The 26810-nt window shown below is 37.0% G+C and carries 22 protein-coding genes; 4 read left to right on the top strand and 18 right to left on the bottom strand.

Translation table 11 applies throughout. The annotated features are described in order from the left end of the window. The 3 genes from ACO052_RS17495 to ACO052_RS17505 form a co-directional block, all read right to left on the bottom strand. Positions 1–564 (bottom strand): TlpA family protein disulfide reductase, encoded by a 564-nt coding sequence (locus ACO052_RS17495; protein WP_422105077.1) that lies wholly within the window; start codon positions 562–564, stop codon positions 1–3. 12 nt (positions 565–576) lie between these two features. Then, positions 577–1248 carry a Crp/Fnr family transcriptional regulator gene (locus ACO052_RS17500; protein ID WP_422105078.1) on the bottom strand — a complete coding sequence of 224 codons (672 nt, stop codon included), beginning with the start codon at positions 1246–1248 and terminating at the stop codon, positions 577–579. 132 nt (positions 1249–1380) lie between these two features. Then, positions 1381–3648 (bottom strand): aconitate hydratase, encoded by a 2268-nt coding sequence (locus tag ACO052_RS17505; RefSeq protein WP_422105079.1) that lies wholly within the window; start codon positions 3646–3648, stop codon positions 1381–1383. A 394-nt stretch (positions 3649–4042) separates the two neighbouring features. Between ACO052_RS17505 and ACO052_RS17510 the strand changes: the two genes are divergently transcribed. After that, positions 4043–6355 (top strand): S9 family peptidase, encoded by a 2313-nt coding sequence (locus tag ACO052_RS17510; protein WP_422105080.1) that lies wholly within the window; start codon positions 4043–4045, stop codon positions 6353–6355. A 76-nt stretch (positions 6356–6431) separates the two neighbouring features. Here ACO052_RS17510 and ACO052_RS17515 read toward each other — a convergent pair whose 3' ends face one another. From ACO052_RS17515 to ACO052_RS17535, 5 genes are read right to left on the bottom strand one after another with little or no spacing between them, the layout of a single operon-like run. Then, positions 6432–7529: an acyltransferase family protein gene (locus tag ACO052_RS17515; protein ID WP_422105081.1), complete on the bottom strand. Its 1098-nt coding sequence runs from the start codon at positions 7527–7529 to the stop codon at positions 6432–6434. Between the two features lie 30 nt (positions 7530–7559). After that, on the bottom strand, positions 7560–8513 hold the full coding sequence (locus tag ACO052_RS17520; RefSeq protein ID WP_422105082.1) for an AAA family ATPase: 954 nt from the start codon (positions 8511–8513) through the stop codon (positions 7560–7562). Between the two features lie 3 nt (positions 8514–8516). Further along, complete coding sequence (locus ACO052_RS17525; protein ID WP_422105083.1) at positions 8517–9932, bottom strand: peptidylprolyl isomerase; 1416 nt, start codon at positions 9930–9932, stop codon at positions 8517–8519. Further along, the gene (locus tag ACO052_RS17530; protein WP_422105084.1) at positions 9925–10779 is read right to left on the bottom strand and encodes a peptidyl-prolyl cis-trans isomerase; all 855 of its coding nucleotides are present in this window, start codon (positions 10777–10779) and stop codon (positions 9925–9927) included. Before ACO052_RS17530 ends, ACO052_RS17525 begins: the two co-directional genes overlap by 8 nt. Before the next feature lie 3 nt (positions 10780–10782). Further along, the gene (locus ACO052_RS17535; RefSeq protein ID WP_422105085.1) at positions 10783–12729 is read right to left on the bottom strand and encodes a peptidylprolyl isomerase; all 1947 of its coding nucleotides are present in this window, start codon (positions 12727–12729) and stop codon (positions 10783–10785) included. Positions 12730–12961: 232 nt separating this feature from the next. On the opposite strand from ACO052_RS17535, the gene ACO052_RS17540 reads away from it, so the two are divergent. Next, entirely contained in the window at positions 12962–13417 is a 456-nt protein-coding gene (locus ACO052_RS17540) for an SRPBCC family protein (protein WP_422105086.1), read from the top strand. Then, positions 13410–13649 carry a hypothetical protein gene (locus ACO052_RS17545; protein WP_422105087.1) on the top strand — a complete coding sequence of 80 codons (240 nt, stop codon included), beginning with the start codon at positions 13410–13412 and terminating at the stop codon, positions 13647–13649. The genes ACO052_RS17540 and ACO052_RS17545 overlap by 8 nt, the downstream gene beginning before the upstream one ends. Here the strand turns inward: ACO052_RS17545 and ACO052_RS17550 are convergent. The 5 genes from ACO052_RS17550 to ACO052_RS17570 form a co-directional block, all read right to left on the bottom strand. Beyond that, positions 13646–14785, bottom strand: a complete 1140-nt coding sequence (locus ACO052_RS17550; RefSeq protein ID WP_422105088.1) for a lycopene cyclase family protein — start codon at positions 14783–14785, stop codon at positions 13646–13648. The two genes, ACO052_RS17545 and ACO052_RS17550, sit on opposite strands and share 4 nt — an antisense overlap. Next, complete coding sequence (locus tag ACO052_RS17555) at positions 14786–15415, bottom strand: carotenoid biosynthesis protein (protein WP_422105089.1); 630 nt, start codon at positions 15413–15415, stop codon at positions 14786–14788. Between the two features lie 2 nt (positions 15416–15417). Further along, the gene (gene crtD / locus ACO052_RS17560) at positions 15418–16893 is read right to left on the bottom strand and encodes a 1-hydroxycarotenoid 3,4-desaturase CrtD (protein ID WP_422105090.1); all 1476 of its coding nucleotides are present in this window, start codon (positions 16891–16893) and stop codon (positions 15418–15420) included. Between the two features lie 72 nt (positions 16894–16965). Further along, the gene (locus ACO052_RS17565) at positions 16966–17679 is read right to left on the bottom strand and encodes a tetratricopeptide repeat protein (RefSeq protein ID WP_422105091.1); all 714 of its coding nucleotides are present in this window, start codon (positions 17677–17679) and stop codon (positions 16966–16968) included. A gap of 376 nt (positions 17680–18055) precedes the next feature. Next, positions 18056–18988: a peptidylprolyl isomerase gene (locus tag ACO052_RS17570; RefSeq protein WP_422105092.1), complete on the bottom strand. Its 933-nt coding sequence runs from the start codon at positions 18986–18988 to the stop codon at positions 18056–18058. Between the two features lie 479 nt (positions 18989–19467). Here ACO052_RS17570 and ACO052_RS17575 point away from each other — a divergent pair, with 479 nt between their 5' ends. Further along, the gene (locus tag ACO052_RS17575; protein ID WP_422105093.1) at positions 19468–19899 is read left to right on the top strand and encodes a hypothetical protein; all 432 of its coding nucleotides are present in this window, start codon (positions 19468–19470) and stop codon (positions 19897–19899) included. 92 nt (positions 19900–19991) lie between these two features. On the opposite strand, the gene ACO052_RS17580 is transcribed toward ACO052_RS17575, so the two are convergent. From ACO052_RS17580 to recQ, 5 genes are all read right to left on the bottom strand, one after another. After that, complete coding sequence (locus ACO052_RS17580) at positions 19992–20753, bottom strand: DUF3667 domain-containing protein (protein WP_422105094.1); 762 nt, start codon at positions 20751–20753, stop codon at positions 19992–19994. Positions 20754–20902: 149 nt separating this feature from the next. Next, on the bottom strand, positions 20903–21808 hold the full coding sequence (locus tag ACO052_RS17585; RefSeq protein WP_422105095.1) for a hypothetical protein: 906 nt from the start codon (positions 21806–21808) through the stop codon (positions 20903–20905). Between the two features lie 125 nt (positions 21809–21933). Next, positions 21934–23013: a hypothetical protein gene (locus tag ACO052_RS17590; RefSeq protein ID WP_422105096.1), complete on the bottom strand. Its 1080-nt coding sequence runs from the start codon at positions 23011–23013 to the stop codon at positions 21934–21936. 148 nt (positions 23014–23161) lie between these two features. Beyond that, a complete protein-coding gene (locus ACO052_RS17595) occupies positions 23162–24355 on the bottom strand; it encodes an immunity 26/phosphotriesterase HocA family protein (RefSeq protein ID WP_422105097.1) in 1194 nt (397 codons plus the stop codon). Between the two features lie 108 nt (positions 24356–24463). Beyond that, on the bottom strand, positions 24464–26665 hold the full coding sequence (recQ, locus tag ACO052_RS17600) for a DNA helicase RecQ (protein ID WP_422105098.1): 2202 nt from the start codon (positions 26663–26665) through the stop codon (positions 24464–24466). Positions 26666–26810 lie beyond the last annotated feature (145 nt).

Here is a 26810-nt window from a genome sequence, read left to right on the forward strand (position 1 = left end):
CTATTCAGAAAGCAATTGATCGAGTTGCCCTCTTACGGTCGCGCTGTTCCAGTCCAGAGCACCAGATTCATCGACGACAATTTCCCCTTTTTTATTGATAATGAATGTTCTCGGAATTGATCGCGATGTTAACTCTTCTGGCACCTTACTTAAGGGGTTAAATACTTCAAAAGTATAGCCTTCTTTTGTCTTGAAGTTTTCTACAGTCTTAAAATTATCATTGGTAACGAATAAGAATTCCACCCTGTCCTTATAATCATTGTATAAGGCCTGAAGGCTTGGCATCTCAGCAATACAAGGTGGACACCAGGTTGCCCAAAAATTCACAAATACGACCTTGCCTTTGGTCGCTTTAAAATCTAGCGAGGCCTTCATATCCGATTGTAGACGCCAATTGTCATAGGATACAAGTACCCTATCGTCTTCATCAATTACCGAAGATTGATTGATGTAGCTCAAGCCCTTGTGCAAGAGTATCTGTATGGGTTGTCTGGTTTGTGGTATAATGAGTAACGCAATTATGATCAAAAAAATGATATTGCGCTTGGTAAATTTAGCTTTCATTAAGGGTGTTTTTTAAGCCGAGGTATTGTAAATTCTGATCTGTCTACGATTAAAGTCGATGATCGCATCTTCCTTGAGTTCGTTCATCAGAATATTTAATGTTGGACGCGAAATTCCGATCAACGACGCAATATCTTTTTGGGTATAAGGATGGTTAATAATTTGGTCTCCGGTTTTGTCGCAGTTGTATCCATAATCCGAACAAAGTTCGTCCAAGAATTCAACCAATCTCGTTTTAGAGTCTTTAAACAACAACAACTGTAGGCGACGTTCCAGTTTTCTAAACTTGTAACCTATAAATTTATATATTCTAAAACTAAAGGTTTGGTTGTCTCGCATTAAATCATGCATAGTTTCGACACCAACGGGGCAAATAGACGTTTGGTTGTCTAAAGATTGTGCAAATTCTTCACGTATTCTTTCCCCTAATATGGCCTTCTCACCAAATAGTTCTCCTTTTGTTAAAATGGCTTTCACAACCTCATCGCCTTCTTCACTGTAATAGCCAATTTTTACTTTTCCTTTTTCTATCAAATATATTTTATTGGAAGAATCATTTTCAAAATAGATATAATCCTCTTTCCTGTAATGGTCAAAGGTATGCGCTTGCTTGTAGGCCTTAAACTTATGAGGGCAAAGTAGCTTAAACAGATTAACGTCCTCAAAAAACCAAAATGACTTCATGATACTTTTATAGAATGTTGATTGCGTATGTTTGAAGGGTCGTAGGGAGATTGTATACCTTACAAAAAAATCCAAAAAAAACTCTCAGCGGTACACTGAGAGTTTTCACAATGTGATTAAATGACAAGTATACTAGGCATTCTGCTTCTTTATTAAATTAAGGGCAGAGCCTTCCTTATACCATTCTATTTGCGAATCGTTATAGGTATGATTAACAGCAATAGTATCTTTAGAACCATCGGTATGAACCACCTCGATATGTAAGGGTTTTCCTGGTGCAAATTCATTTAAATCCAAGAAGTTAAAGGTATCATCTTCTTGTATAAGATCGTAATCCGCTTCGTTAGCGAAGGTAAGACCTAACATCCCTTGTTTTTTAAGGTTAGTCTCGTGAATACGTGCAAAGGATTTTACGATAACCGCTGCCACACCTAGATGTCTAGGTTGCATCGCCGCGTGCTCTCTTGAAGAGCCCTCGCCGTAGTTGTGATCACCAATAACGACTGACCAAATGCCATTTTTCTTATACTCGCGTTGCGTATCTGGTACACCACCATACTCTCCTGTTAATTGGTTCTTTACAAAATTGGTCTGCTTATTAAATGCATTAACAGCACCGATTAAGGTATTGTTAGCGATATTATCGAGATGCCCTCTAAAGCGCAACCAAGGTCCTGCCATAGAGATGTGATCCGTTGTACATTTACCATAAGCTTTTATTAACAGCTTGGCACCTGTAATGGTATCTCCTATAGGCTCAAAAGGCGTTAATAATTGTAAGCGCTCAGAATCGGGTTTTACCGTAACTTCCACACCACTACCATCGGCTACGGGTTCTAAATACCCATTTTCTTTAACATCAAAACCTTTTGGTGGTAACTCCCATCCTGTTGGTTCGTCTAGCATCACTTCTTCTCCATTTTCATTGATCAGTGTATCGGTCATTGGGTTAAAATCCAAGCGTCCCGCTATTGCAATGGCCGCAGTAATCTCAGGTGATGCTACAAAGGCATGGGTGTTAGGATTACCATCGGCACGCTTCGCAAAGTTTCTATTGAAGGAGTGCACAATACTATTCTTTGGCGCATTCTTAGGATCGCTATATCTCGCCCATTGTCCGATACACGGTCCACAGGCATTGGTAAATATGGTAGCGTCTAATTCTTCGAATACTTGCAAAATCCCATCGCGCTCTGCAGTGTAACGCACTTGCTCAGAGCCTGGATTAATACCAAACTCTGCTTTGGTTTTTAGACCTTTATCCAAAGCCTGTTGTGCTATGGATGATGCTCTGGATAAATCTTCATAAGACGAGTTGGTACAAGACCCTATAAGGCCCCATTCGACTTGCATTGGCCATTCGTTATCCTTTGCCTTTTCAGTCATTTCACGTCCTACCGTCGTTGATAAGTCAGGTGTAAAGGGTCCATTTAATAATGGGCCTAATTCTGAAAGATTGATGTCGATCACCTGATCGAAATATTGTTCCGGGTTGGCGTAAACCTCAGCATCTGCTGTAAGGTAGTCTTTAATCTTATTAGCTTCATCTGCAACATCGGCTCTGTCCGTAGCCCTTAAATAACGCTCCATGGAATCGTCATAGCCGAAGGTCGAGGTTGTCGCTCCGATTTCAGCCCCCATATTACAAATAGTACCTTTTCCTGTACAAGACATTGATAAGGCACCAGGACCAAAATACTCAACGATGGCTCCCGTTCCTCCTTTAACGGTCAGAATCTCAGCCACTTTGAGAATAACATCTTTAGGGGCCGTCCAACCAGAGAGTTTTCCTGTTAATCTAACGCCTATAAGCTTAGGGAATTTAAGCTCCCAAGCCATACCTGCCATCACGTCCACGGCATCGGCTCCACCTACTCCAATAGCTACCATTCCCAATCCACCGGCATTAACTGTATGCGAATCGGTACCTATCATCATACCGCCTGGAAAGGCATAATTTTCTAAAACCACTTGGTGAATAATACCAGCTCCTGGTTTCCAAAATCCAATACCATATTTATTCGACACTGATTCTAAAAAGTTGAAAACTTCACTACTTGTATCATTAGCGTGTTTTAAGTCGATCTCAGCTCCACTTTTCGCCTGAATTAAATGATCGCAATGTACTGTGGTCGGAACTGCAACTTTGGCTTTACCGGCCTGCATAAATTGCAATAATGCCATCTGTGCCGTCGCATCCTGGCAAGCTACTCTATCTGGCGCAAAATCCACGTAATCCTTTCCTCTAGTAAATGACTGCGTTGGTTTACCATCCCATAAATGCGCATATAATATTTTTTCCGAGAGTGTTAATGGTTTACCTACAATTTCTCTGGCCGCATCTACGCGTTCAGCGATGTTAGCATAAACCTTTTTAATCATATCAATGTCAAAAGCCATAAAGTATATTTAAAGGTTGATAATTATTATTTTTTAAGTCCCACAAAATTACAAATTCTTAAGGTTTTTTAAAAATATGTAACGAAACCGCAATTTCTTTACATTTAAATCATAATTATCAGTATTTTTTATATTTAATTTTAAAAATTAACAATAAAAATGCTTAAGTATCAATAATTTAACAATTTGCCTTATTTAGAATGAATATGTATTTCTATTCATTTTTTTTATATCTGTATTCACACCCGATATCTTTTTCAAAGACCAGGACTAATTTTAACGTTTTATTTGTAACAAAGGCTATCACTTTTTCTTCTAATGCCATATACATTGAACAATCAGTACTGAAATTAATTCAGTACAAAAAACGAACTTTCAATCTTAAATAATCAAAATGAAAACTACGATTTTAAAATTGAGCGGCACCTTTCTTTTATTTTTAGGTACCCTCATGCAAACCTATGCCCAAGACATAAAGGGAGCATGGGAAGGAAAACTATCTGTACAAGGTACGGAAGTCCCACTAATGTTTAACATAACGATGGAAGATGGTACTTACGCATCTACCATGGATAGCCCGTCGCAAGGTGCTACGGATATCCCTATGGATGTGACGACTTTTGAAGGCAACACCCTAACCATCAAATTTAACCAAGCTGGTATCAAATATGTGGGTACTTTGGCAGAAAACACCTTTACTGGAACCTTTTATCAAGGTGGAAATGAGCTACCATTAACGCTGAACAAAACCGTAAAAACCTTACCCGGTAATACGGCTTTGCCCACTTCTGACGAAGATTTGGAAAAACTATCGAACTGGAAGCCTATCAACAGTTATAAATATGCTGTTGAGGATTATTTTGCAAGACCTAAGGCGCGATCTTTTAATTTTTCACCTGACGGTAAATACCTATCCTACAGAGAAAAGGATGACAACAAAAAAAATCATGTCTATGTAAAAAATATCGAAACTGAAGAAGTAACGCGTGTTATTGAAGAAAAAGACGAACTCGTAAGAGGTTTTGGATGGGCCAATAATAATCGCTTAGTTTATATTATGGACAAAGGTGGTAATGAAGACTATCATTTATTTGCTGTAGACATTGACGGTAAAAACCAAAAAGAACTGACGCCTTTCGACGGTGTAAAAGTCAATATCTTAAACGGTCTTAAAGAGGATAAAGATCATATGATCATCTCTATGAATCAAAACAGTCCTCAAATATTCGAACCATACAAAATAAACATCGTCACTGGTGAGCTCGAGCAACTCTATAAAAATGATGATGCCGCGAACCCCATTGATGGTTACGAATTTGACAAAGATGGGAATCTACGTGGATTTGCAAGATTGCGTAATGGTGTAAATTTTGACATGTATTATACCTTTGATGGAGAGAATTTCGAAGTTATAAAGGAGTTAAACTGGAAAGATAGTTTTAGCATTTCATCCTTTAATTACGCTACGGAGTATCCTCATGACGCCTATGTGATATCCAACTTAAATAGCGACAAAACGCAAATCTATCTGTATGACATTAAGGAAGACAAAGTCATTGAAAAGTTATTTTCGAATGCCAATTACGACGTATCAGGCATGTCATTATCAAGAAACAGAGGCTATGAATTGGACTATTTTTCTTATGAAGGTGAAAAGGATATCATCGTTCCTGTAAGTGACTACTATAAAAGACTTCACGGTAAAATCATCACTAAATTTCCTGATTACAGCTACTCTATAGCGGATGTCACTGATGATGAAAGTAAATATCTCATCTTTTTACAAAGTGATAAGCTGTACGGTACCTATTATTCGTATGATGCAAAAAAAGATGAGTTTAAGTTACTCTATAATTTAATGCCTAATCTTGTTGAAGAGGACATGGCCGAGATGCGACCCATAACCTTTAAGAGTAGAGATGGAAAAACCATTCATGGTTATATCACTCTACCAAAAGCAGCTCTAGAAGGCAAAAAAGTTCCTGTGATTGTTAATCCTCACGGTGGACCACAAGGGATTAGAGATTCTTGGGGCTTTAATCCAGAAGCACAATTATTTGCAAGTCGAGGTTATGCAACTTTACAGGTTAACTTCAGAATTTCTGGCGGTTACGGGCGTGAATTTTTAGAGTCCGGATTTAAGCAAATCGGAAGAAAAGCCATGGACGATGTTGAAGATGGTTTACAATACGTCATCGATCAAGGTTGGGTCGATAAGGATAATGCGGCCATTTATGGTGGAAGTCATGGTGGTTATGCCGTACTGCGTGGCTTAACGAAGACTCCAGACTTATATGCCTGTGGTGTGGATTATGTTGGAGTCTCAAACATCTTCACATTTTACGATTCTTTCCCAGAATATTGGAAGCCTTATAAGGAGATTGTAGAAGAAATCTGGTACGACCCTGATGTACCTGAGGAAAAAGAAATTATGACAGAAGTATCTCCCGCATTTCATGTTGACAAAATTAAAAAGCCACTCTTTGTGGTGCAAGGTGCCAATGATCCTAGGGTAAACATTGACGAATCGGATCAGATTGTTGAGGCCCTGCGTGCTAAAGGTGTGGATGTCCCTTATATGGTAAAGTATGATGAAGGTCATGGATTTGGCAAGGAAGAAAACAGAATTGAGCTGTACAAAGCCATGATGGGCTTCTATGCCAAACATCTAAAACAAGATATGCCACAACCCGCGATTAAAAACTAAGGCAGTTTAGCATTTATCGCTAAAAAAAAGACCTTTTGAGAAATCTCAAAAGGTCTTTTATATTTAGAGACTCTTTTTAGATTTTTGGAAATTTACGTTCCCTATAGGCCATGAAGGGCCGTTCGATGAATCTATAAAGTAATTCCGATAAAACGACGGTACACAAAAGATATAAAAAGACAAGGCTAACCGAAGGTTCAAAATAGCGTTGAAGTGTTAAGAGTACAATTGAATAGTTCACTAAATAAATGGCATATGAGCGTTTACTAATGTAAATAACGCCATGAACCCATAGGTTTAAAGGTTTTAATGCTATGAACCATGAAAAAGTCAATGCAATACTACCACTTATTAAGGGTAAGTAAAATACCGTGTAAAAGAGTAAATTGTCCTGTGGTAAGATACTATAATAGACGATAAGGGCATGTAGCGCCATAAACAAAAGTAGTCCTAATACGAACAGTAGATTTCTATACTTCTTAAGCTTGTGATTTACCCTGTAAAGGTAGACAAGAATAAACCCATAGTAAATTGCATCTAACCTGTAGATAATAACTTTTCTAAAGCCAGCACTCCAATCCTTATAACTTTCTATCTCCATATAGACATAAAAGTGAATTTTGAAAAGAAATAAGATCAAAATAACCGCACTTGTGGCCCAAAAAAATAGTTTGGATTGCTGATGCTCATTTACCTTTCCCAGTAGCATATATATTATGGTCGGTAAAATAAGATAGGCATACTCCTCAATAGATAAGCTCCATGCTTCGGTAAAAAAGTCGGGATGGGGCGTAATTGCATTTTGAATAAATAGAAAATAGGTCCAATTTGTACCATTTAACATTCCATCTAAAACGAAAAGTAATGCAAAATTAACCAATAGAACTAGAACATAGTTTGGAAGCGTACGCAACCATCGACGTTTCCAAAAATGGAATATATCCTTTCTCCTCGTACGCCCTTTTTGAATGTATTTGAGAATAATACCACCAATAAGATAACCGCTTAGCACAAAAAATATATCGACACCAGTAGCGCCTAGTAATCTTATAGCATCAGTAACTTGCTGATTAAACTGCGGTAATAAATAGGTACAATGTGAAGCCACAACTAGAGTTATGGCTATTGCTCTAACAAAGTCTAAACCAAAATTTCTACTTGGTGTATGCCGCATCCTACAAATGTAATACTATGCTGCTGGATACTAGAATAAACTTTCAATTATGGCTTCGTCGGTAACTCCTTCAGCTTCTGCTTTGTAGTTTTTAATGATTCTGTGTCTCAATATGCCTGTAGCAATGGCCTGAATATCTTCAATATCTGGTGAAAACTTGCCTCTTGTGGCCGCATGGGTTTTTGCGGCGAGAATTAGATTCTGAGAGGCTCTTGGTCCTGCGCCCCAATCCACAAATTCCTTTACAATATCGGCTGCAGTATCGGCTTTTGGTCTTGTTTTAGCTACTAAAGCGACAGCGTATTCGACCACATTATCGGCAACGGGAATACGACGAATCACATTTTGAAACTCAATAATCTCTTCGGCCGTAAATAAGGCGTTAACTGATAATTGAACATCCGTTGTGGTCGCTTTTACCACCTCAACCTCCTCCTTAAAAGAAGGGTACTCCAATCTAATGGCGAACATAAATCGGTCTAATTGCGCTTCTGGCAAAGGATAGGTTCCTTCTTGTTCTATGGGGTTTTGCGTCGCTAATACAAAATAAGGTAAGCTCAATTTATATTGATGACCTGCCACAGTAACAGCGCGCTCTTGCATCGCTTCTAAAAGTGCCGCCTGTGTCTTTGGAGGTGTTCTGTTAATCTCGTCAGCGAGAATAATATTGGCAAATATCGGTCCCTTTATAAATTTAAAATGACGGTTCTCATCAAGGATTTCACTTCCAAGAATGTCACTCGGCATTAAATCTGGTGTAAACTGAATACGCTTAAAATCCAATCCCAATGCTTGGGCAATGGTATTCACCATAAGGGTTTTTGCCAAACCCGGAACTCCGATCAATAAGGAATGGCCGCCAGAGAAAATAGAAATTAAGATCTGGTCTACGACATCGTCTTGGCCTATTATAATTTTAGCAATTTCCTGCTTTAAAACTTTGTACTTTTCTACAAAGTTTTCAATTATGGTAACATCAGACATATGCTATTGTGTTTTTAACCAATTACTTTCATAGTCACAGTCTCTATATACACCATTAATCTTAATGTAAGTTTCTTCTATAACTTCTTTTTGCCACTTTTCTATCGCTCTTACTTGCTTGTCCTGTAGTGCTAATTCCTTTATTTTAAGGTAATCTCTCGCGAAGTCGGCCTCGTGATCATCAATTCTATCGGTAACCGTCATAATCTTAAACTTAATGTCATTAAGACGATCTTCATCCTGAATAACTTCACTAATTTTTCCCTCTTCTAAACCTTGGATCTGGGTATACATTTCCGTATCCATTTTGGTCAATTCGAAATTAAAATCCTGTGTCGTAGGGTTGGTAAGTTTTCCTCCTTCATATTTTGTTTCTTCTTCATCACTAAACTCAAGTGCGGCAGCTTCAAAGGACAACTTTCCACTAACGACCAACTCTCGCACCTTATCAATTTTATCTCTTGCCTCTTTAATGGCATCTGGTGTCACTTTTGGACGCAATAAAATGTGCCTCACCTCATACTCCTGACCTCTAATTTTTTCTAGAAATATAATGTGAAAACCGAAGTCTGTTTCGAAAGGATCGGAAATTTCACCTTCTTGTAGGTTAAAGGCAACGTCCCTAAACTCTTTCACCATTCGAGGTTGCTTTCTGTTCATGGTCGGCAATAAGCCCCCACTATTCTTAGAACCTGAATCTTCGGAATAGAATAGTGCTTTTGTTGTAAAACTAGCTCCGTTTTCCTCTATATCTTTTTTGAATCCATTGAGCTTATCTATAACGGCTTGCTTGGCATCGTCAGTAACCTCTGGAATAACAACAATTTGGGCCACTTTAAGCTCTGTACCAAAGGTTGGTCGTTCATCTTTAGGAATATCGTTAAAAAAGGTGCGCACCTCTTCTGGTGTAATCTCTACGCCATCAATAACTTTCTTTTGCATTTCTTGGGAGAGGTATCCACTTTTATTGATTTCATACATCTCATCTCTAAGCGCCTGTTCTGATTCTTTCTTATAGTACTTCACCAACCAATTCATATCTTGTTGCGCTTGAGCGAGAATACCTTGTATCTGTTGTTCTACCAAGGATTGTATATACAATTCGTTAACAATGACACTATCTTGTATGGCCTGATGTGCGTATAATTTATCCTCTAAAAGTTTCCCAAAAAGTTCGCAGCGTGTTACTCCCGACAAGTCAGCGCCCTGAGCTTCTAATTGTGAGATTTCACGATCTAAATCAGATTCTAAAACAATGTAATCCCCTACTACAGCAGCTACACCGTCGGCCTTAATACGTTTTTTGTTGACAACGCTATCTTTAGCCTTCTCCACCGTTGACACTTCGTCTGGAATAATCTCTTGAGCATTTGCTAAACTAACACTCAAAAGGCAACATAACCCTAATAGCTTAGTCATAAATCTGAAACGTGTTATTTTTAATAGCATCTTTTGAAATATCATTTTCGAGTTGTTTAATCAGCTCTAATTTTCGCTTATTAATGACAATTTTTTTTATGGATTGGTTAACGTACCCCAAAGGTGCATAATCATTTTGAAGACGTATGTCATTAACTTGCATCAAATATAGGTTTATTGAATCTTTGAGCTGTAAGAAATTAGATTTTTTTAACAGTTGGTCTTTACTTTCTTGGGTTACCACAGGCACTTTATCCACGACTTGATTAAACTTTACCCATAGCGAATCGTTTAAGGAATAGGATTTAAATTGCAATGAAATAGAGTCTAAATAACGCTTATCCTTAGCCTCAAAACGTCTGAATCGATGCGTAATGGTATCTAAATCAATGGGATTTAATGGTAAACTAATATATCTTAATTGTAATAGGTCGTCATTGAGTTTAAAAGACTCTTTATTGGCTTCATAAAATACCTTAGCTTCCTCCATATTTACGACTGTATCTATGTTTTTTTTTACCAGTGCCTCGAGATATGCTTTGGTATACAGATCGTTTTTGTATTGCTCTATAAGCTTTGAGAATTCTTCCTGTTTTTCTTCTGAGAGATTGAGAAGTGCCCCATCCATGAGCAACAATTGCCTTGCCCAGCGATTTATATAAGCATTAACCATAAGTAAGCTATCAGCTCTGCTCGTTCCTTCTGGCACTAAACCGGACACATCCTCTTTGTATAAATACGAATCCTTAACTCTCGCAATGGGTTCGCGATCATCTGCTTTTTTAAAGAAATCACAACTAACTATACAACAACAAAGTCCTATAAATAAGAACGTTTTTTTAAACAAAATCTATTGATTTTTAATTTTCGATTTTACAGCATTAAGGGCCTTTTCATTAACAACCACGTCAAAACGCTCATAGAGCTTTTTAATCCAGTTGGTTTCTATTTGCGTCTGATAATCATTAATCACATTGCCTTTAGCTTCTTCTAGGGTTTTATCCCCAGCAGGTAAAGTCTCTATGACGTTTATAACATGAAACGCATCGTTATGTCCATATATTTTGTCCATGCCTTTTTTGAAGCTTAAATCCTGTGGCAACTTACCGTCTTTCAAATCAAAGATGCCTTTTGTAAAAATGACGTTCTTTTCGGAATCCGTATTTAAAGCTGCTTCTATAGCGTCTTGAGATTTTCCTCTTTTCATCTGCTTTAGGACCTTCTCAGCAATCGCCTCTTCCGCCGAGGATGCCATTACAACATCTACACGATCACCCCACTGGTATTTTGATTTATTTTTCAAGTAATAAGCCTCCAGACCCGTGGTATCTTTAGACGCTTTATTCCAAACCTCTTTTTCCATTAAGTCGAATAATAACAAGCCATCTCTGTATTCTTTAAGGATATTGGCAAAATCTTCGTTTTCGAGTTCAAGGTTATCTTCGCGATACTTTAGAATGGATCGCTCGAAGAATTTTTCATATTCGCTTTCAACCACTTGAGAAAAAGGCATCTTTCTGTTCATATAAGTGCGCTGTGCCGATACTAAGTGGCGTCCAAATTCATTATAAGTAAATGGTTTGTCATTGATAGAGAACACTACTTTATCCTTGTCGAATTCTTCTGGCACCTTCCAGGTACGCTTAAAGAAATCATCATTCAAAATGGATTTAAAATAAGACTTTGATTCTGGGCCTTCAGAAACTTCATAGCGTTTTTTTAGTTCATTGACCATTGCAGTATTAATCAACTTAGATCTTGAATCCCTTTTTACTCTTGACTCCAAAGCTGATTTTTGCGCTTCGAATGTTTCAATTGGTTTTAAATCGATACGTTTTACAATATGCCAGCCATATTCTGTTTTAAAGGGCTGACTGATATCGCCATCTGCCGCTAGACCAAAAGCTTCGTCCTCGAACTTAATTGAACTCAATTGTCCGCTCTTAAAGGGTGATAATTTACCTCCGTTTCGGGCTGAACTTTTATCATCTGAAAATTGTTTTGCAAGCGATTCAAAACTCTCCCCTTGCTGTATTTTTTTATAAATATCGTTAATGCGCTCCTCTGGATTCAGCAATGAATCGCTTTGCTTTAACGCTACCATAATATGAGCAGCAGTAATGGTACCACGAGACGGACGTCTGTCAGTTATTTTGACCACATGATATCCAAATTGTGTTCTAAATGGCATGGATATTTCACCCTTGGGCGTATTATATGCCATAGTTTCAAAATCATAAACCATTTTAAAGGCTGAGAAATATCCTAAATCTTCCAAGAAAATCGTTTGACCGTTATGTACATCGGCCTTCACAACATCAAAGCCTTCTTTTAATGCGCGTTCCCTTAATTTCAAAACTTGATTATAAGCACTTAGGGTATCCTCTGAACTTTCTTCCAGTCGCACTAAGATGTGTGAGGCTCTAAGATCGATACCACTGCGCTCGTAAGCTTCTTTAACCAAAGCATCAGTTACCTTGTTTTCTGATAAATAATTATTGGTCAGCTGCTTTTTATATCTTAAAAATTCACGCTGATATTTGGTGTCCTCGTGTAACTTTAGACGCTTAGCTTCTTTAAGTTTTAATTGATATTCCGTAAAAAGCTTTAAATAGCCATCGATATCCTTTTGGCTTTCATCTTTAACTAAATCTAAATTTTTATTGTAAACCCTGAGGAATTCTGAAGTCATTACCGGGTCACCATCCACTGTTAATAGTACCTCATCCCCATCTTGAGAAAAAGAAAAATTTAGGGCGAATAAGGCTAAAAACAACCATTTAAATTTAAGTTCCATTTTCATAATACCGTCTTTGTTTAGTCATTGCCGTTGTAGGGCAATTAAATGAATTTCAAGATTCAGCAAAAATAACACAAATCACCTATTTTACAAGCCGAACGCCTATCATAATTTTATTTATAAACGAATAAAAATAATGTGCTTACGGCTTCTAAAATGGTAGAAACGTCGATAATTTAGAGTTAGTATTTATGCAATTGCTATATTTATTGATTATTGTTGTTTTCCTATGAAATACACCACTGAAATCATCATCAAAAAACCATTGAACGAGGTCATTAAAAAAATGGATTCTACCGAGAATATGAAGCACTGGCAAGAAGGTTTGGTCAGTACAGAACATATTTCTGGGGCACCCGGTAAGTTTGGAGCCAAGATGAAACTAAATTATGATTTTGGCAAACGAAAAATGGAGTTGATCGAGACCATTACCAAACAAAATTTCCCTGAAGAATTTCATGCCACCTACAATACGAAAGGCGTTAGAAATATTCAACAAAACTACTTCAAGGAAACACCAGAAGGCCATACCAAATGGGTTTGTAAAAACGAGTTTCAACCGACAACTTTTATGATGAACGCCATGCTGTTCTTAATGCCTCGTGCCTTTAAAAAACAGACAAAAAAATATATGACTAATTTTAAAAATTTTGTCGAAAACGGCACCTCTGTAGCTCATGCGTAAATTAAAACTCATATGGGACTTTAGAGGCCCTGTAAGCCAAAAAACGGCTGAGCATCATTTAATTCATTTAAAAGAATATACAACCATAAATGCTGTCAAAGCCATTACATCTGGAGTGGAGACCTTTAGCGAAATGCATAGTATTGCCTATTTGGTTGTTGAAGAATCTGAAATGAAACCCATTAGAGATGCGCTTAAACCTCACAGTGGACAAATTTATAATGAGGATTAAACGATACGCCTTAATAAGGATTGAATAAATCGTTTTGGTGGTACTGAAAAAATAATCTTTAAATCTTCTATTAGACTTGATTCTTCGTCTAAAAATTTGAATATGGTTTTCGTATTACCTTTTCTAAACATGGAAGCAAATAGATCGGCACCTTCGTCATTATGATTGGCAAGTACGTCTAAAAAAAGTAAATCATAATACCAAAATTTGGATACCTTGTTAAATTTAGACAGGTCCTTCTCGTCCTTTAAAAAAGATACCAGTTGCTTTGTTTTTTTGGTCGTATTCCTGAAGGTATACCCTGTACTGGCCTTGGTCCAACCCCCGGCAGTGCCTATATTCAAAATGTGTTTAGAATCTAATGCCGAAAACCGGAAGGATGTCATCGGAATGGACCCCATTTCCTTTTCAATGATGTCGTAATGTGTTATCCCCTGCTCTAATAGATATTGTTTTATGGCCTCTTCATAGTCCGATTGTTTGAGTAGATCTTTTGAAAAGAGCGTGTATTCAAAAAGGGCCGTCTTTTTATCTAAAGGTAAAACATACATAAAGCGTGTATTCCCTTTTTGTGGTACGGTAAAGTCCATAAAGGTGGCTGTAGAATCGTCAAACACCTCGGCATTGCTCTTTACAAACCAGCCTAAAAAATGTTGTTGTAGCACTGGGTATTTGTCTTGCTTGAGATACAAATCTGGTCGAGCTATGCTATTAAACAATTTTGAACAGGTATAGCGCTTATTTTGGGTGATGACTTCAACCATGTCGTTGGCTTCCGAAAATCTATCGACTGAGTCTTCTACAAAATTTATATTGGGCTTTTCCGCAATAGTTTTCCACAGCGTCTCATAGAAATTTTCGCTCCGTATCATTTTATAACGGTAAGGCAGAATCTCAATGTTTTCAGAAAATGTTTGGCTTCCAAAGAAAATTTTAGACCATGTTTTTGTCAGCATACCATCCCACTCCCCATATTCATTTTCCCAATAGCACCAAGTTCTGTCGTTACCCTTCTTTTTGGTCTGATCAATGATTAAAACAGACATATCATCAAAGAATGCATCATTCGCCATGCGATAAGCCAGCATTAAGCCTGATGCTCCTGCACCCAAGATGATATAATCGTAATCCGTCATTTAAAAGAATAAAAACACCGTAAAAAATACAACAATTGAAATGAATACATGTATGGAGATGGTCTTATTTGTTTTGATTTTAAAAGACTGATAACCCAAATGGGCCACGAATGCGGTTACGAGCCAACCCAAATAATTCTGTAATGGTACATCTCCATTTTCGAACTCCCAAAAATCAAAACGTGGTGCTGATACCTCCAAAATAAGATCTAAGCCAGTCATTAAGGCTGCACCAATAAGGGCAGACCAAAATAAATTTTTGGACACGAGTTTTGCAATATCAGCTGTAATCATAGTCAATAAGGCCCAATTGACGCAAATCATAAGTGGTACACCCGCAACTTTATAACCTAGGTTTTCGCCATAGACATAGCTTCCGAAAATAAGTCCATAATTAACACCCAAAGCCTCAGTTATAAATCCAAGAAAAAAAGGAATGGCCAAAGCATAAACCAACTTTATGTTTATGGTATCTACGTGCCATAAAACGAAGATAAAGCTCAGCAATAAGTTTAATGGGGTCAGCGATAAAAACCAATTTTGGTATTCGGATAGGACACCAAAAATTCCAGATATGGCAAACAACCATATCACAAAAATTGACACCCTCAATTTCAATGTTTTATTCATACTTAGTGTTGGTTAGCTATGAGTTCTGAAACAATTTTACCAGATAATAGACAAAGTGGGATACCGCCGCCGGGATGTACACTTCCTCCGCAGAAATACAAATTTTTAATTGAGTTTTTAAAATTGGGATGGCGCAAAAATGCCGCATACTTATTATTACTAGATGCACCATATAGAGCTCCTTGATAACTTTGGGTTCTCGACTCTATGGTCCTAGGGTCCAAGATAGCTTCATATTCAATTAAGGTATCCAAGTTGATGTCGAGCAACCTATTGAGTTTCTCTTTGATGTGTTGGCGCGACCTTTCAATGATGTCGTCCCAATCTTGCCCCGTATTACTAGGGACGTTTATCATCACAAACCAGTTCTCACAGCCTTGAGGCGCATCATTGGGCTCTTCTTTTGAGGTAATATTGACATATACCGTAGGATCGTTATAGACATCTTTTTTGTTGAATATATAATCAAACTCCGTTTTATAATCTTTTGAAAAGAAGATATTGTGCAAATCGAGCTGCGAAAATTGCTGCTTTACTCCCCAATAAAATATCAATGCCGAACTACTTCTGGGTTGCTTCAATACCTTTTCTGGTGCTTTATGATTTGGTAATAGTTTTCTATAGGTAGGCACAACATCAGCATTAGAAACAACAATATCTGCTTCAACAAAGACCCCATTAACTTTAATCCCTTGTACCTTATGAGCTTTGGTAATTATTTCTTCTACGTTTTGATTGAAGTGATATTCGACACCAATATCCTGAGATAGCCGAAACAAGCTTTGTGTAATAGCGTGCATGCCTCCATTGGGGAAATAGGTCCCGTAATACTGTTCTAAGTGTGGAATCATCGACATAATTCCGGGTGTTTGATAGGGTGAAGAACCATTGTAGGTTGCAAATCTATTATAAAACTGAACCAAGCGCTCATCCTTAAATACCGTTGTATTAAGATCGTCTAAAGTTGTACTAATATCCAGTGCATTAATATTAAAGATGGCCTTTAAGGTATCTTTGGAAAGGTATGTGGCCGTTTTATGCAAGGACTTTTCCAAAAATAAGGATGCTGTTAAATCATATTTTTTTTTGCTCTTATTAAGGTAATCTAGAAGCACCGGTTTTTCTACATCAAAGGTTTTGGAAGCTTGGTCAGCAAATTCGGTAATGTCTGCTAGAGCACTAAAGGTGGTGCCATCCTCATAGAAGTAGTTACAGACGACTTCCTTTTTTTTATAAGCGAAATATTCGGCGATAGGCTTGGATGCCACTCGGAATAAATCCTCAACAAATTGCGGCATTGTAAACAAGGAAGGGCCCATATCGAAACGATAGCCTTTCTCGGAAAAAGCGGTGAGTTTACCCCCGGGATATGTATTGACTTCAAATACCGAAATGCTATGACCTTGCGATCGCAGACGAATAGCAGTTGCAATACCAGCAATCCCGGCCCCTACTATGGCAATAGTTTTCTTTTTCATTGGCATAGCAAAGATACACTGAAAACCACCTTAAAGCGGTTGACATTAACATTTCATAAGGAAATATCCGCCTTAGTTACTGGCCTCGGAATATTTTGGTTGATAGAGGTCGAGATACTTTTGCGCCCCCTCATTTCCGGGATTCATTTTTAAGGCTATTTTATAATTCTGATAAGCCTCTAAACTATCACCATTTATAAGGTAGGCTTCTGCCAAACTATCGTAAACATTACTGCTATTAGGATGCAGTTTAGCATTCATGCTCAATACGCCAATGGCTTTATCATACTCTTTATTTCTCATATGACGGTAGCCTTGACTGTTAAAGCCCCATTCGTCAATATAGGAACTCGTTGAATCTTGTTTCTTTATTTCCAAATACCCTTTTAATGCAGCTTCATAATTGCCCTCACTTAAATGTCGACTTGGTGTTTTGTAGTCATCGGGGACTTTCTTATAATCATAGGTTATTTTCTCTTGATTATCTTCATCCACTACAGACAAATAGCGCTGCTGAGTTTTTGGATGTTGTACAAAACGGAACTTCTTATACATGTCTGGCACAAAAAATTCGTTGTCCCCTAAGGTCACAGGTTCCACTTTGCCGCCTTTCCAATTGAGGTAAAGTTTATCATTCTCATAATACACTAAGAGCAACTCATCTGGATTATAGAGATATTTTCCTGAGGTGTCTTTTTTAAAGGCTTCTGTATAGTCGACGGAATTACCGCAACTTATTAATAGGGTAAAAACAGTTAGGATTAGAATGGTTGGTTTTAATTTCATTTTTGATTGGCTTGTTATTATTTCTAGTTAAAGACTTACTGGATGTCAGTTCGAGTGATTTGCGATTTTAGAGCAAATCGTACCTGCCTGTTCGGCCCTGCCTACCGAAGTCTCGTACGGAGGACAGGCAGACAGGTCGAGAACTATTGTATCATAATACACTTCTCTATAGTTCTTCAGAGCACTTCGACAAGCTCAGTGTGACACTTATCGAAGTACATCTAGAAGTTCACACTTTGCCTATGCTAGGTGACCGAAGTCGGGATACTCGAAGTGACATTATAATTTGTAAAAGCATAATCTTACAAACAAAAAAGTCTCACTATTAAGTGAGACGATTCTTTTAAAAAAATGTTACTGAAATCTTTCTAAAGGCTTAATTAACACCCATCAGTTCAACATCAAAAACCAAAGTGGCATTTGGTGGAATAACACCTCCTGCACCAGCAGCGCCATAAGCCAAATCGCTTGGTATTACCAAACGCGCTTTATCTCCAACATTAAGTAAGCAAATGCCTTCATCCCAACCTGGGATCACCTGTCCGACGCCCACCTGAAAGTCTAATGGTGCGTTGCGCTTGTACGAGGAATCGAATACGGTACCGTCAGCTAATTGACCTTTATAATGTACGGACACCATATTGCCTTTCTCTGCTTTTTTACCATCGCCCTTTTGGATGACTTTATATCTCAACCCCGATGGTGTTTCATCAAATCCGGCCGCTAATTTATCGAGTTCGGCTCTCGCCGCTTCGCGTTCTGCAGCGATACGCTTCTCACGTGCTCCTTCAAAGGTTCTAAAGGCTTCAACAGCATTAAATCCTTTCGCAGATTCCCCTTCTCTAATGATTTCAATACTTTCAATTTTATCTCCTTGCGCCACAGCATCCACAACGTCCTGGCCTTCAACTACATTTCCAAAAACCGTATGCTTTCCGTCCAACCAAGGCGTCTCTACATGGGTGATAAAGAACTGGCTACCATTGGTTCCCGGACCAGCATTGGCCATGGATAATTTACCTGGAGCATCGTGTTTTAAATCTGGATGAATCTCATCATCGAACTTATAACCGGGATTACCGGTACCTGTACCCTGTGGACAACCACCTTGAATCATAAAATCTGGAATGACTCTGTGGAAGTTTAAACCATCGTAATAAGGTGTTCCTTGTGGTTTGGCGGAATTTTCCAAGTTACCTTCTGCCAAAGCCACAAAATTACCTACTGTCCCTGGAGTCTTTTCGAACTCCAAGTTGACTACTATTTCTCCTTTTGAAGTGTTGAATTTTGCGTATAAACCGTCTTGCATTGTGTTTTCTTTTATTTAAGGCTGCAAAGATACGAAGTAAAGTTAGAAGTTAGAAGTTAGAAGTTAGGAGTTAGGAGTTAGGAGTTAGGAGTTAGGAGTTAAAGTACTCAATAATAAAGTTAGGCATCATTGCGAGGTGTCACACTGAGCACTTCGACAAGCTCAGTGTGACACCTGTCGAAGTGACGATAAGGACGAAGCAATCTCTTAACTTTGGGATTTACGAGTTAAGAATAAACGATACAGTCCTTAACTATTTAGAAATAAAATTAAAATTATATGCATTACTGTCAGTTCGAGTGTCCCGACTGTGGTCGTTGAAGTAACTCGAAACGTAAACGTCGGGATGTATCGAGAACCAGAGTTTTATTCATCAAAAGTTCTCGATACAATTTTTCGTACCTCAAAATTACTCGAACTGACAAATTTTATCAAAATACACAACAGTTTTTTATGTAGCTTTGGCAAAATTTAAATCTATGGGTTTTTCATTTACCAAATTGTTTAACAAATCTGAGTCAGCATCTACCGATACAATTGAGGCCATTGTAGCTTCTGCACAGCACCAACCTTATGGCGTTTCAGAAAGCAATGTTTTGTTTTCTGGATTAAATGAATTGGGAGGTTACTTTTTCTTCCAAACGGTGATCGTTGGAAACCTCAACATTAAGTGCAAAAATGGGGCACAATTGACCTTCAAAGGCAAAGATTTTGAACTGGCTTTAGATGCGGATTCCCTCGAATTTGAATCGCATCATACCGAAGTAAAAGGGCGTTTTGTGACCAATATCGATTTCCAAATTGAAAAGGCAGATATTAAAACTTTAGAGAAAACCAAGCTCAATGAAATTGTATTAAAGGTGAAGAAGCAGGAGATTTTGTTTACTAAATATACTGCCACTAAAAAGTGAACTTGCCGTTGATCTAAGCATTTCTTCTTAAAAGCAGCTAACTGATCCCCAAAATAGCTTAAATCATATCGTGATTAGGGTTCAATGTAACACTAAATAAAAATCTTTACTATCAAAAATAAGAATCCTAGACCTATAGCAATCAAAAAGTATAAAAGCGCATAAACTAATACAAGACGAAGTGCGGTATATCGCTTCTTATCTGTATGATAAAATTGGAAAAATGTCCAAAATCGATAGCTGACAGATAAAATGAAGGCCAATAAAACTGTAAAATCATTTTGGTTGATTACATAATCCACTATGGTGAAGAGCACATAAAAAATGGTTTGAAGCCCCATTAGATAGGAGTTGATTACGATGTGCTCTAAATAATTCTGCCCCTTGCCCAAGAAAGCTATAAATGTTGCTATTGAAATTAAAGGCATTAGCAAAAGTGTTGTATAGGCAAAATTGTCAATTAACCATGTCGTTAACAATTCAAAAACCACAGTGTTCTGCGATGGATTGGTCGTACTTTCGATGCCTCTTCGAAACCCTACAATACCATCAGCCAAGAGTGTATTAGAACCTATAATTTTTGTTATGATGAAATAAAATGTCGCTAAGAGTAAAACAAAAGCGATAGGCTTAAAGTAATACTTCCTTTGTCCGCTTAAATAGGCTCTAATTGAATGTCCTGGTCTTGTCAACAAGCCTTTTATGGTAAAGAAAAAACCACGGTCGACCTGGAAAATACTTTCTGACAGTTCTACTATAAAGCTTTTTAGTGTTAGTCTATCAACGCTGGTGTTTTGTCCGCATGCGTTGCAAAATTTTCCTTCAAAGGTATGTCCACAATTTTTGCACTCCATAAATGATTTTTAAACACCATTTGTTTATTGATGTCTTAGTATAAGAGAGAATGATAATTAATTTTCTGCGAGGATTGAAAGATAGGAAATTGTAATGAATTTCGATTAAGTATTACAACCGTAGTGAAGTGCCTACAGTGTTAGGCGCATTATTTACTTAAATAATCAATTGGTTTTTCATTGATGCAAAAATTCACATAGTATTCATTAGGTCGTATTTCCTTATTTTCTTCAAAATTAATATAAGGTTTACTACATTTTGGACAACAGAAATTATTGTAATACTTAAAACTTCCATCTTTTGTTTCAGGCAATTGTTTTTCAACTTCAACTAATTTCGTTTCGTCAATTTCGGTTTGGTTTTGAAAAGGTAAATTATCAATATCTCCATAATTCAAGGTTAGCGTTTCCTTACTGTTACTTGAATAGAAATACTGGATTTCTGCAAATCCAGCATGATAGAATTGAACACTAAAACTTGAAGCACAGAAATCGCAAATGCATATTAATCGAATATTTCTAGATGAAATAAGTCCCGAATAATGGAGCCCTCTTTGAAACATTCCCTTCCCAATTAGCGATGTATTCATTTCTTCTTTATCGGACAAGAAAAAGGGTTGAAACCTAACCCCTTCTCCATTTTCATTGTAGCTTTCAGAATTATCAGAAATTATTCCATCAATTTGAACGGAAGAATTCCTATTAATTCTGACTGAGCTATGAAAGAATTGTCCGGTCAAATCGGGGTTTTCAATTTTTGTATCAATTATAAATTCTCTTATTAGATTCTCATCTTCATAGATTTCGATACTTGGCACGGGTTCGTGAAATTTAATAACAGGCTGAAGTTCAAAATCAATATTTCTCAGGTTTTGATTTTTGTTATTAATAAATATTTTGTTTTCGGAAACTCTAACTCTTTTATTCAACAGTTCGCTGTGAATTTCAGGGAATTCTTTTTTCATTTTTTGCTGAACAAAGTCGTCCATATGTTTTCTATTTTTTTTAGCTCTTTTTGCATCATTACTGATATCGATTATAGTTTTGATGATCATAACTAAAATTAATATTCCAACAATTGTATATACTATCGATTTGAAATTCATGATTATGTACAACAGTTAATGAAACTTAGCCAACCGGTAAGCGCTATAATTTGTTATACCGTACTTGTGGTTTTTCATTTTTCAATTTTATAAATAGTTACTGATTTATCATCAGATTTTACCAATCGATTTAAAGTAGGATCATATGCAGTTAAATTTAATTCCTTGTCATGAAACAAGATTTCACCCTCTAATGATATTATTGCTATGCCCTGTTTATCGGAGCTAAAGAAAATAACGTTTAATGCTTTACTGAAATAAATTCTAGAACTTACAACATCTAGCTCCTTAACCTGTACTTTCTTCTTTATCTCTGATATACCGTCCTTGATTTGGTAGAAATGTAGTTCTTGTGGAGAGTCTTTGGTAGTACTTTCATCATCTTTCTCTAGAGGGTTATAAGCTACTGCGACTGTTTTATCATCAATCCAACAAGCAGCTCTATTACTATGTTCCCAGTACCCAAGTGGAATGTCAGCAATTCTATTGTTTTCTATGAAATGCTTTACCTCATAAACCTTGTATGCATCATACGATCCCCAAGCCCATCCTGTACTTAGAAAATTCTCATTATTTGGAGACATTTCCAGTTTGCCAAAGAAATAGTCATAAGGTCTTGGCCACGGTAGTTTATTATCTTCCTTATGTTTTTTATAGAATTCAATATGTCTTTCTTCTGCATTTTCTTCTATTAATGACTTAGATGCAGTGAGTATTTGCCTCGAATCTAAGTTCATTATTTGAAGGTGGTTCCAAGCCTCGCTAAATATTAAATGAGGAATACCAATATCATTTTTAAATAATGCTATCGGGTAGCGAGAAATATCGGCGTGATAATCTTCTCTCCATAAGCGCAGCTTTTTGTACTTTTCCGGATAGTGAACAAACCCATGCTGTCTATAGTCATTGACAATTACCACAATTGCATCCAAAGTGTAAATGGTTGATTTTGCATTAATATCAAATCCCCCATCTTTATAACTGACACTACTTTTTACCGAAAATAGGCGTTTTGTATCTTGTCTATTAATATCATAGCGAATAACATCACCTGAGCTCAATAGCATTACCAATTCATTCAAACTAGACGCAGCCGAAGTAATTATTCTTTCTTTGGTATCTAATGTTATATTATGAGCTACTGTTATCTCCATTTTGACTAATTATTGCCAACAGGTTTGGCTTAGTTTCTTAAAATTACTAGTAACGCTTTTGTACATAGCTCGTTTCGAAAAATAGGCTATGATTTTTGGTTAAACTATTACAATCAAATCATTTGTAATGCGCTAAATATGCTATCTGTCAAAAGTTTTTCTTTAGGTTATCAAAGTATGACTCATTTGAATTAAGATTGAAGAATTCAAATATCTCATCTTTAGCGCTTTTATTTTTAGGGTTCCTTAGATCAGCTTCCCGATTATAAAATTCAGATTCCCAATAGGGTTGATTTGAATTAATACTAATGCAATCCTCCAATATTTTTTTATTGAAATTTAAGTTAAAACCTATTGATTCCATTCTGTAAGGATTAAATTTCAAAACTTTATCCCAATCGTGTTTTGAATCGGGATTCGGTATTTCTATATATTTATAGTACCTATTCCTTGTTGTCTCTCTGTAAATAAGTCCATATTGCAAGTATACCGTTTGAAAATTGTCTTCTGGAGTTATACTTCTGGCGTAAGAAATTGGAAAATCTAATTCCCAGCCTTCTAATTTTAGATTACCAATGACTTCGTAATCTCCATAAAACAGGGAATTATCCATAATATATTGAGCCGGGATTGACTTTAATTTTTTAAGTTTCTCTAAATCAGTATCTTTTTTTGGACTTATGAAATGGTAAATTTTAATCACTAATGGTTGAGTCATGAGATTCATGATTCCATAATTTCTATTTGCCTTAAATTCTGAATCCTTTCTCAAAGGTCTTAAGTCACAAATTAATCGTCCAAAGCCATAATTTCTTCTATCTACTTTGAAAATAAAAAAATCTCCCTCTTTCAGCTTTACTCTTTTTCTCTTTTTTAAAGAAAATTTTTCAATGGCTTTTAAATCATTAGGAGTAGAGCTCTGAATAAAATCAGTTAACCAGTTCTTTAAGTCCGAAATGCCTTTTACTTTGAGGTTCTCGAAATATGTGGAGTAAAAAGTATTTTGAGTGGTGTGATTTCCAATAGTAATTACGTTAACCCCAAAATTAAAATAAGTACCAATTGGCGTTTTTGATTCTAATGTTGCGGAAGTCAATTTCTTTGGTTTACCTCTTTGAGTTTTAGGAAGAATGAATTCTCGATTCTCAGTCTCTTCATTATATTGTATCTCAGAATATTTCGAATCAGTCGAAATTACTTGTTTTCGAATAGTATTATTTTCAAAGTATAAAACCGAACTTGGGCGATATGAATCTCCTTTCAGTACTACTTTTTCCCAATTTTTATCAACTAATTCTAAACCTAAATATTTTCGTTGCTCATTGTTTAATTCAAAAGTCATACGCTTTTTTGCATTTACAGTAGATCGCTATAGTACCGAATATTTTATCACGCGATCTAATTCTTCACGTAACATATCATTTTAATGGTTTTGGAAATTGGAATTATTCTAATTCGCCACCTCACTCATAAACTTAATACGGTATAAGCGGAGCTCTTCGTCCTCGTAGTCGCCATCAAACTCTTCAATGGCATCAGAGATTTTATCACTTTCAGACTCCATAAAGTAGTCGTGGATTTCTTCCTGTTGGTCTTCATCTAAAATTTCATCAATCCAATAGTTGATGTTGAGCTTGGTCCCTGAGTAAACAATGGATTCCATTTCTTTAATAAAGTCAGGCATCTCCATGCCTTTGGCTGAAGCAATGTCATCGAGCGGTAATTTTCTATCGACATTCTGAATAATATAGAGCTTTAACGCTGAATTGGATCCCGTAGATTTTACCACCAAGTCATCTGGTCTTACGATATCGTGCTCTTCGACATATTCGGCAATTAGTGCCACAAAGTCCTTACCGTATTTCTTGGCTTTGCTTTCACCTACGCCATGCACATTAGACAATTCGTTTAAACTTGTGGGATATTTTAAGGCCATATCCTCCAAAGAAGGGTCTTGGAAGATCACAAACGGCGGTACGCCTAAACGTTTGGCATTGCGCTTACGCAAATCCTTAAGCATAGTCATTAAACGCTCATCGGCTGCGCCACCTCCACCTTTAGCATTGGTGATGATACCATCATTGGATTCTTCATCATAAACATGGTCTTCGGCCATCATAAAAGACTGTGGCTTATTAATAAAGGCTTTACCAGCATCACTCAGTCTAAGAACACCATAGGTTTCAATATCCTTTTTTAAATACCCAGCAACAATCACTTGTCGAATTAAGGCCATCCAATGTCTAGCTTCCTTAGCTTTTCCGACCCCAAAGAAGGGTTGGGTATCCGTTTTATGTGATGATATAAGCGCATTAGATTTACCAACAATGACCTGTACTAAATCTTTGGACTTGTATTTTTCATTGGTGTTCTGAACGGTGTCCAATAGGATTTTAACATCGTCTTTGGCTTCGACTTGTTTTTTAGGATTGCGGACATTGTCGTCCATATCCCCTCCTTCACCAGTCTCATTATCGAATTCCTCACCAAAATAATGCAAGATGAATTTCCGTCGTGAAATGGAGGTCTCAGCAAAAGCCACAACCTCTTGTAATAAGGCATGACCTATTTCCTGCTCGGCGACAGGTTTACCAGACATAAACTTTTCTAATTTCTCAATGTCCTTATAAGCATAAAATGCCAAACAATGCCCTTCTCCTCCATCGCGTCCTGCTCTGCCCGTTTCTTGATAATAGCTCTCTATACTTTTTGGAATATCATGATGTATTACAAAACGCACATCGGGCTTGTCAATCCCCATTCCAAAGGCAATGGTAGCCACAACCACATCGGTATCTTCCATTAAGAACATATCTTGATGCTTCACCCGTGTTTTGGCATCCAAGCCTGCATGATAAGGCACAGCTTTAATACCGTTGACCTGAAGGACTTGCGCTAATTCTTCAACACGTTTTCGACTCAAGCAATACACAATACCAGATTTTCCTTCATTTTGCTTAACGAAACGGATAATATCGGCATCGACATTTTTGGTCTTTGGTCTTACTTCATAAAATAGGTTAGGTCTGTTGAATGAGGCTTTAAAAGTCACCGCATTGGTCATCCCCAAACTCTTTAGAATATCCTCTTGTACTTTTGGCGTCGCCGTTGCTGTAAGTCCAATGATTGGAATATCGTCTCCTATGCGTTTTATAATGTGTCGCAGATTTCTATATTCGGGTCTAAAATCATGGCCCCATTCACTGATACAGTGGGCTTCGTCTACAGCCATAAATGAAATCTTCACTGACCTTAAAAAATCTACATACTCTTCCTTGGTCAAGGACTCTGGTGCGACATAAAGCAATTTTGTAATACCGTTAATAATATCATCTTTTACGCGCTTCACCTCAGTCTTGTTCAACGATGAGTTGAGGACGTGAGCTATACCTTCGTGTTCTGATACCGCTCTTATGGCATCCACCTGATTTTTCATCAATGCGATAAGCGGAGACACCACAATAGCAGTCCCCTCTTTAATCAAAGCAGGTAATTGGTAACACAATGATTTACCGCCACCTGTAGGCATAATAACAAAGGTATTATTACCCTCAACAACATTTTGTATTACCTCTTCTTGTAGACCTTTGAATCCAGAAAAACCAAAGTATTTTTTTAGAGCGGAGTGTAAGTCAATTTCTGCAATACTCATTAATCCCTATTAGTATTTTATGTACATTTCTTAAGTCACCATTTGGTGGGTACAAATATTTATTCATTCGGTATTTCAGAATCTTCGAATGAAAAAATTCATGTACTTTTGCATAACCTTAAAGATAATAATTTCTTTAAATAAA

Origin of the sequence: Winogradskyella sp., assembly GCF_965228925.1 — a bacterium.
Taxonomy (GTDB): Bacteria; Bacteroidota; Bacteroidia; order Flavobacteriales; family Flavobacteriaceae; genus Winogradskyella.

Bases quoted from the DNA above. Each gene is read 5' to 3' on its own strand.
- ACO052_RS17495 (WP_422105077.1), bottom strand. From the start codon at position 564: ATGAAAGCTAAATTTACCAAGCGCAATATCATTTTTTTGATCATAATT.
- ACO052_RS17500 (WP_422105078.1), bottom strand. From the start codon at position 1,248: ATGAAGTCATTTTGGTTTTTTGAGGACGTTAATCTGTTTAAGCTACTT.
- ACO052_RS17505 (WP_422105079.1), bottom strand. From the start codon at position 3,648: ATGGCTTTTGACATTGATATGATTAAAAAGGTTTATGCTAACATCGCT.
- ACO052_RS17510 (WP_422105080.1), top strand. From the start codon at position 4,043: ATGAAAACTACGATTTTAAAATTGAGCGGCACCTTTCTTTTATTTTTA.
- ACO052_RS17515 (WP_422105081.1), bottom strand. From the start codon at position 7,529: ATGCGGCATACACCAAGTAGAAATTTTGGTTTAGACTTTGTTAGAGCA.
- ACO052_RS17520 (WP_422105082.1), bottom strand. From the start codon at position 8,513: ATGTCTGATGTTACCATAATTGAAAACTTTGTAGAAAAGTACAAAGTT.
- ACO052_RS17525 (WP_422105083.1), bottom strand. From the start codon at position 9,932: ATGACTAAGCTATTAGGGTTATGTTGCCTTTTGAGTGTTAGTTTAGCA.
- ACO052_RS17535 (WP_422105085.1), bottom strand. From the start codon at position 12,729: ATGGAACTTAAATTTAAATGGTTGTTTTTAGCCTTATTCGCCCTAAAT.
- ACO052_RS17540 (WP_422105086.1), top strand. From the start codon at position 12,962: ATGAAATACACCACTGAAATCATCATCAAAAAACCATTGAACGAGGTC.
- ACO052_RS17545 (WP_422105087.1), top strand. From the start codon at position 13,410: ATGCGTAAATTAAAACTCATATGGGACTTTAGAGGCCCTGTAAGCCAA.
- ACO052_RS17550 (WP_422105088.1), bottom strand. From the start codon at position 14,785: ATGACGGATTACGATTATATCATCTTGGGTGCAGGAGCATCAGGCTTA.
- ACO052_RS17555 (WP_422105089.1), bottom strand. From the start codon at position 15,415: ATGAATAAAACATTGAAATTGAGGGTGTCAATTTTTGTGATATGGTTG.
- crtD (WP_422105090.1), bottom strand. From the start codon at position 16,893: ATGAAAAAGAAAACTATTGCCATAGTAGGGGCCGGGATTGCTGGTATT.
- ACO052_RS17565 (WP_422105091.1), bottom strand. From the start codon at position 17,679: ATGAAATTAAAACCAACCATTCTAATCCTAACTGTTTTTACCCTATTA.
- ACO052_RS17570 (WP_422105092.1), bottom strand. From the start codon at position 18,988: ATGCAAGACGGTTTATACGCAAAATTCAACACTTCAAAAGGAGAAATA.
- ACO052_RS17575 (WP_422105093.1), top strand. From the start codon at position 19,468: ATGGGTTTTTCATTTACCAAATTGTTTAACAAATCTGAGTCAGCATCT.
- ACO052_RS17580 (WP_422105094.1), bottom strand. From the start codon at position 20,753: ATGGAGTGCAAAAATTGTGGACATACCTTTGAAGGAAAATTTTGCAAC.
- ACO052_RS17585 (WP_422105095.1), bottom strand. From the start codon at position 21,808: ATGATCATCAAAACTATAATCGATATCAGTAATGATGCAAAAAGAGCT.
- ACO052_RS17590 (WP_422105096.1), bottom strand. From the start codon at position 23,013: ATGGAGATAACAGTAGCTCATAATATAACATTAGATACCAAAGAAAGA.
- ACO052_RS17595 (WP_422105097.1), bottom strand. From the start codon at position 24,355: ATGACTTTTGAATTAAACAATGAGCAACGAAAATATTTAGGTTTAGAA.
- recQ (WP_422105098.1), bottom strand. From the start codon at position 26,665: ATGAGTATTGCAGAAATTGACTTACACTCCGCTCTAAAAAAATACTTT.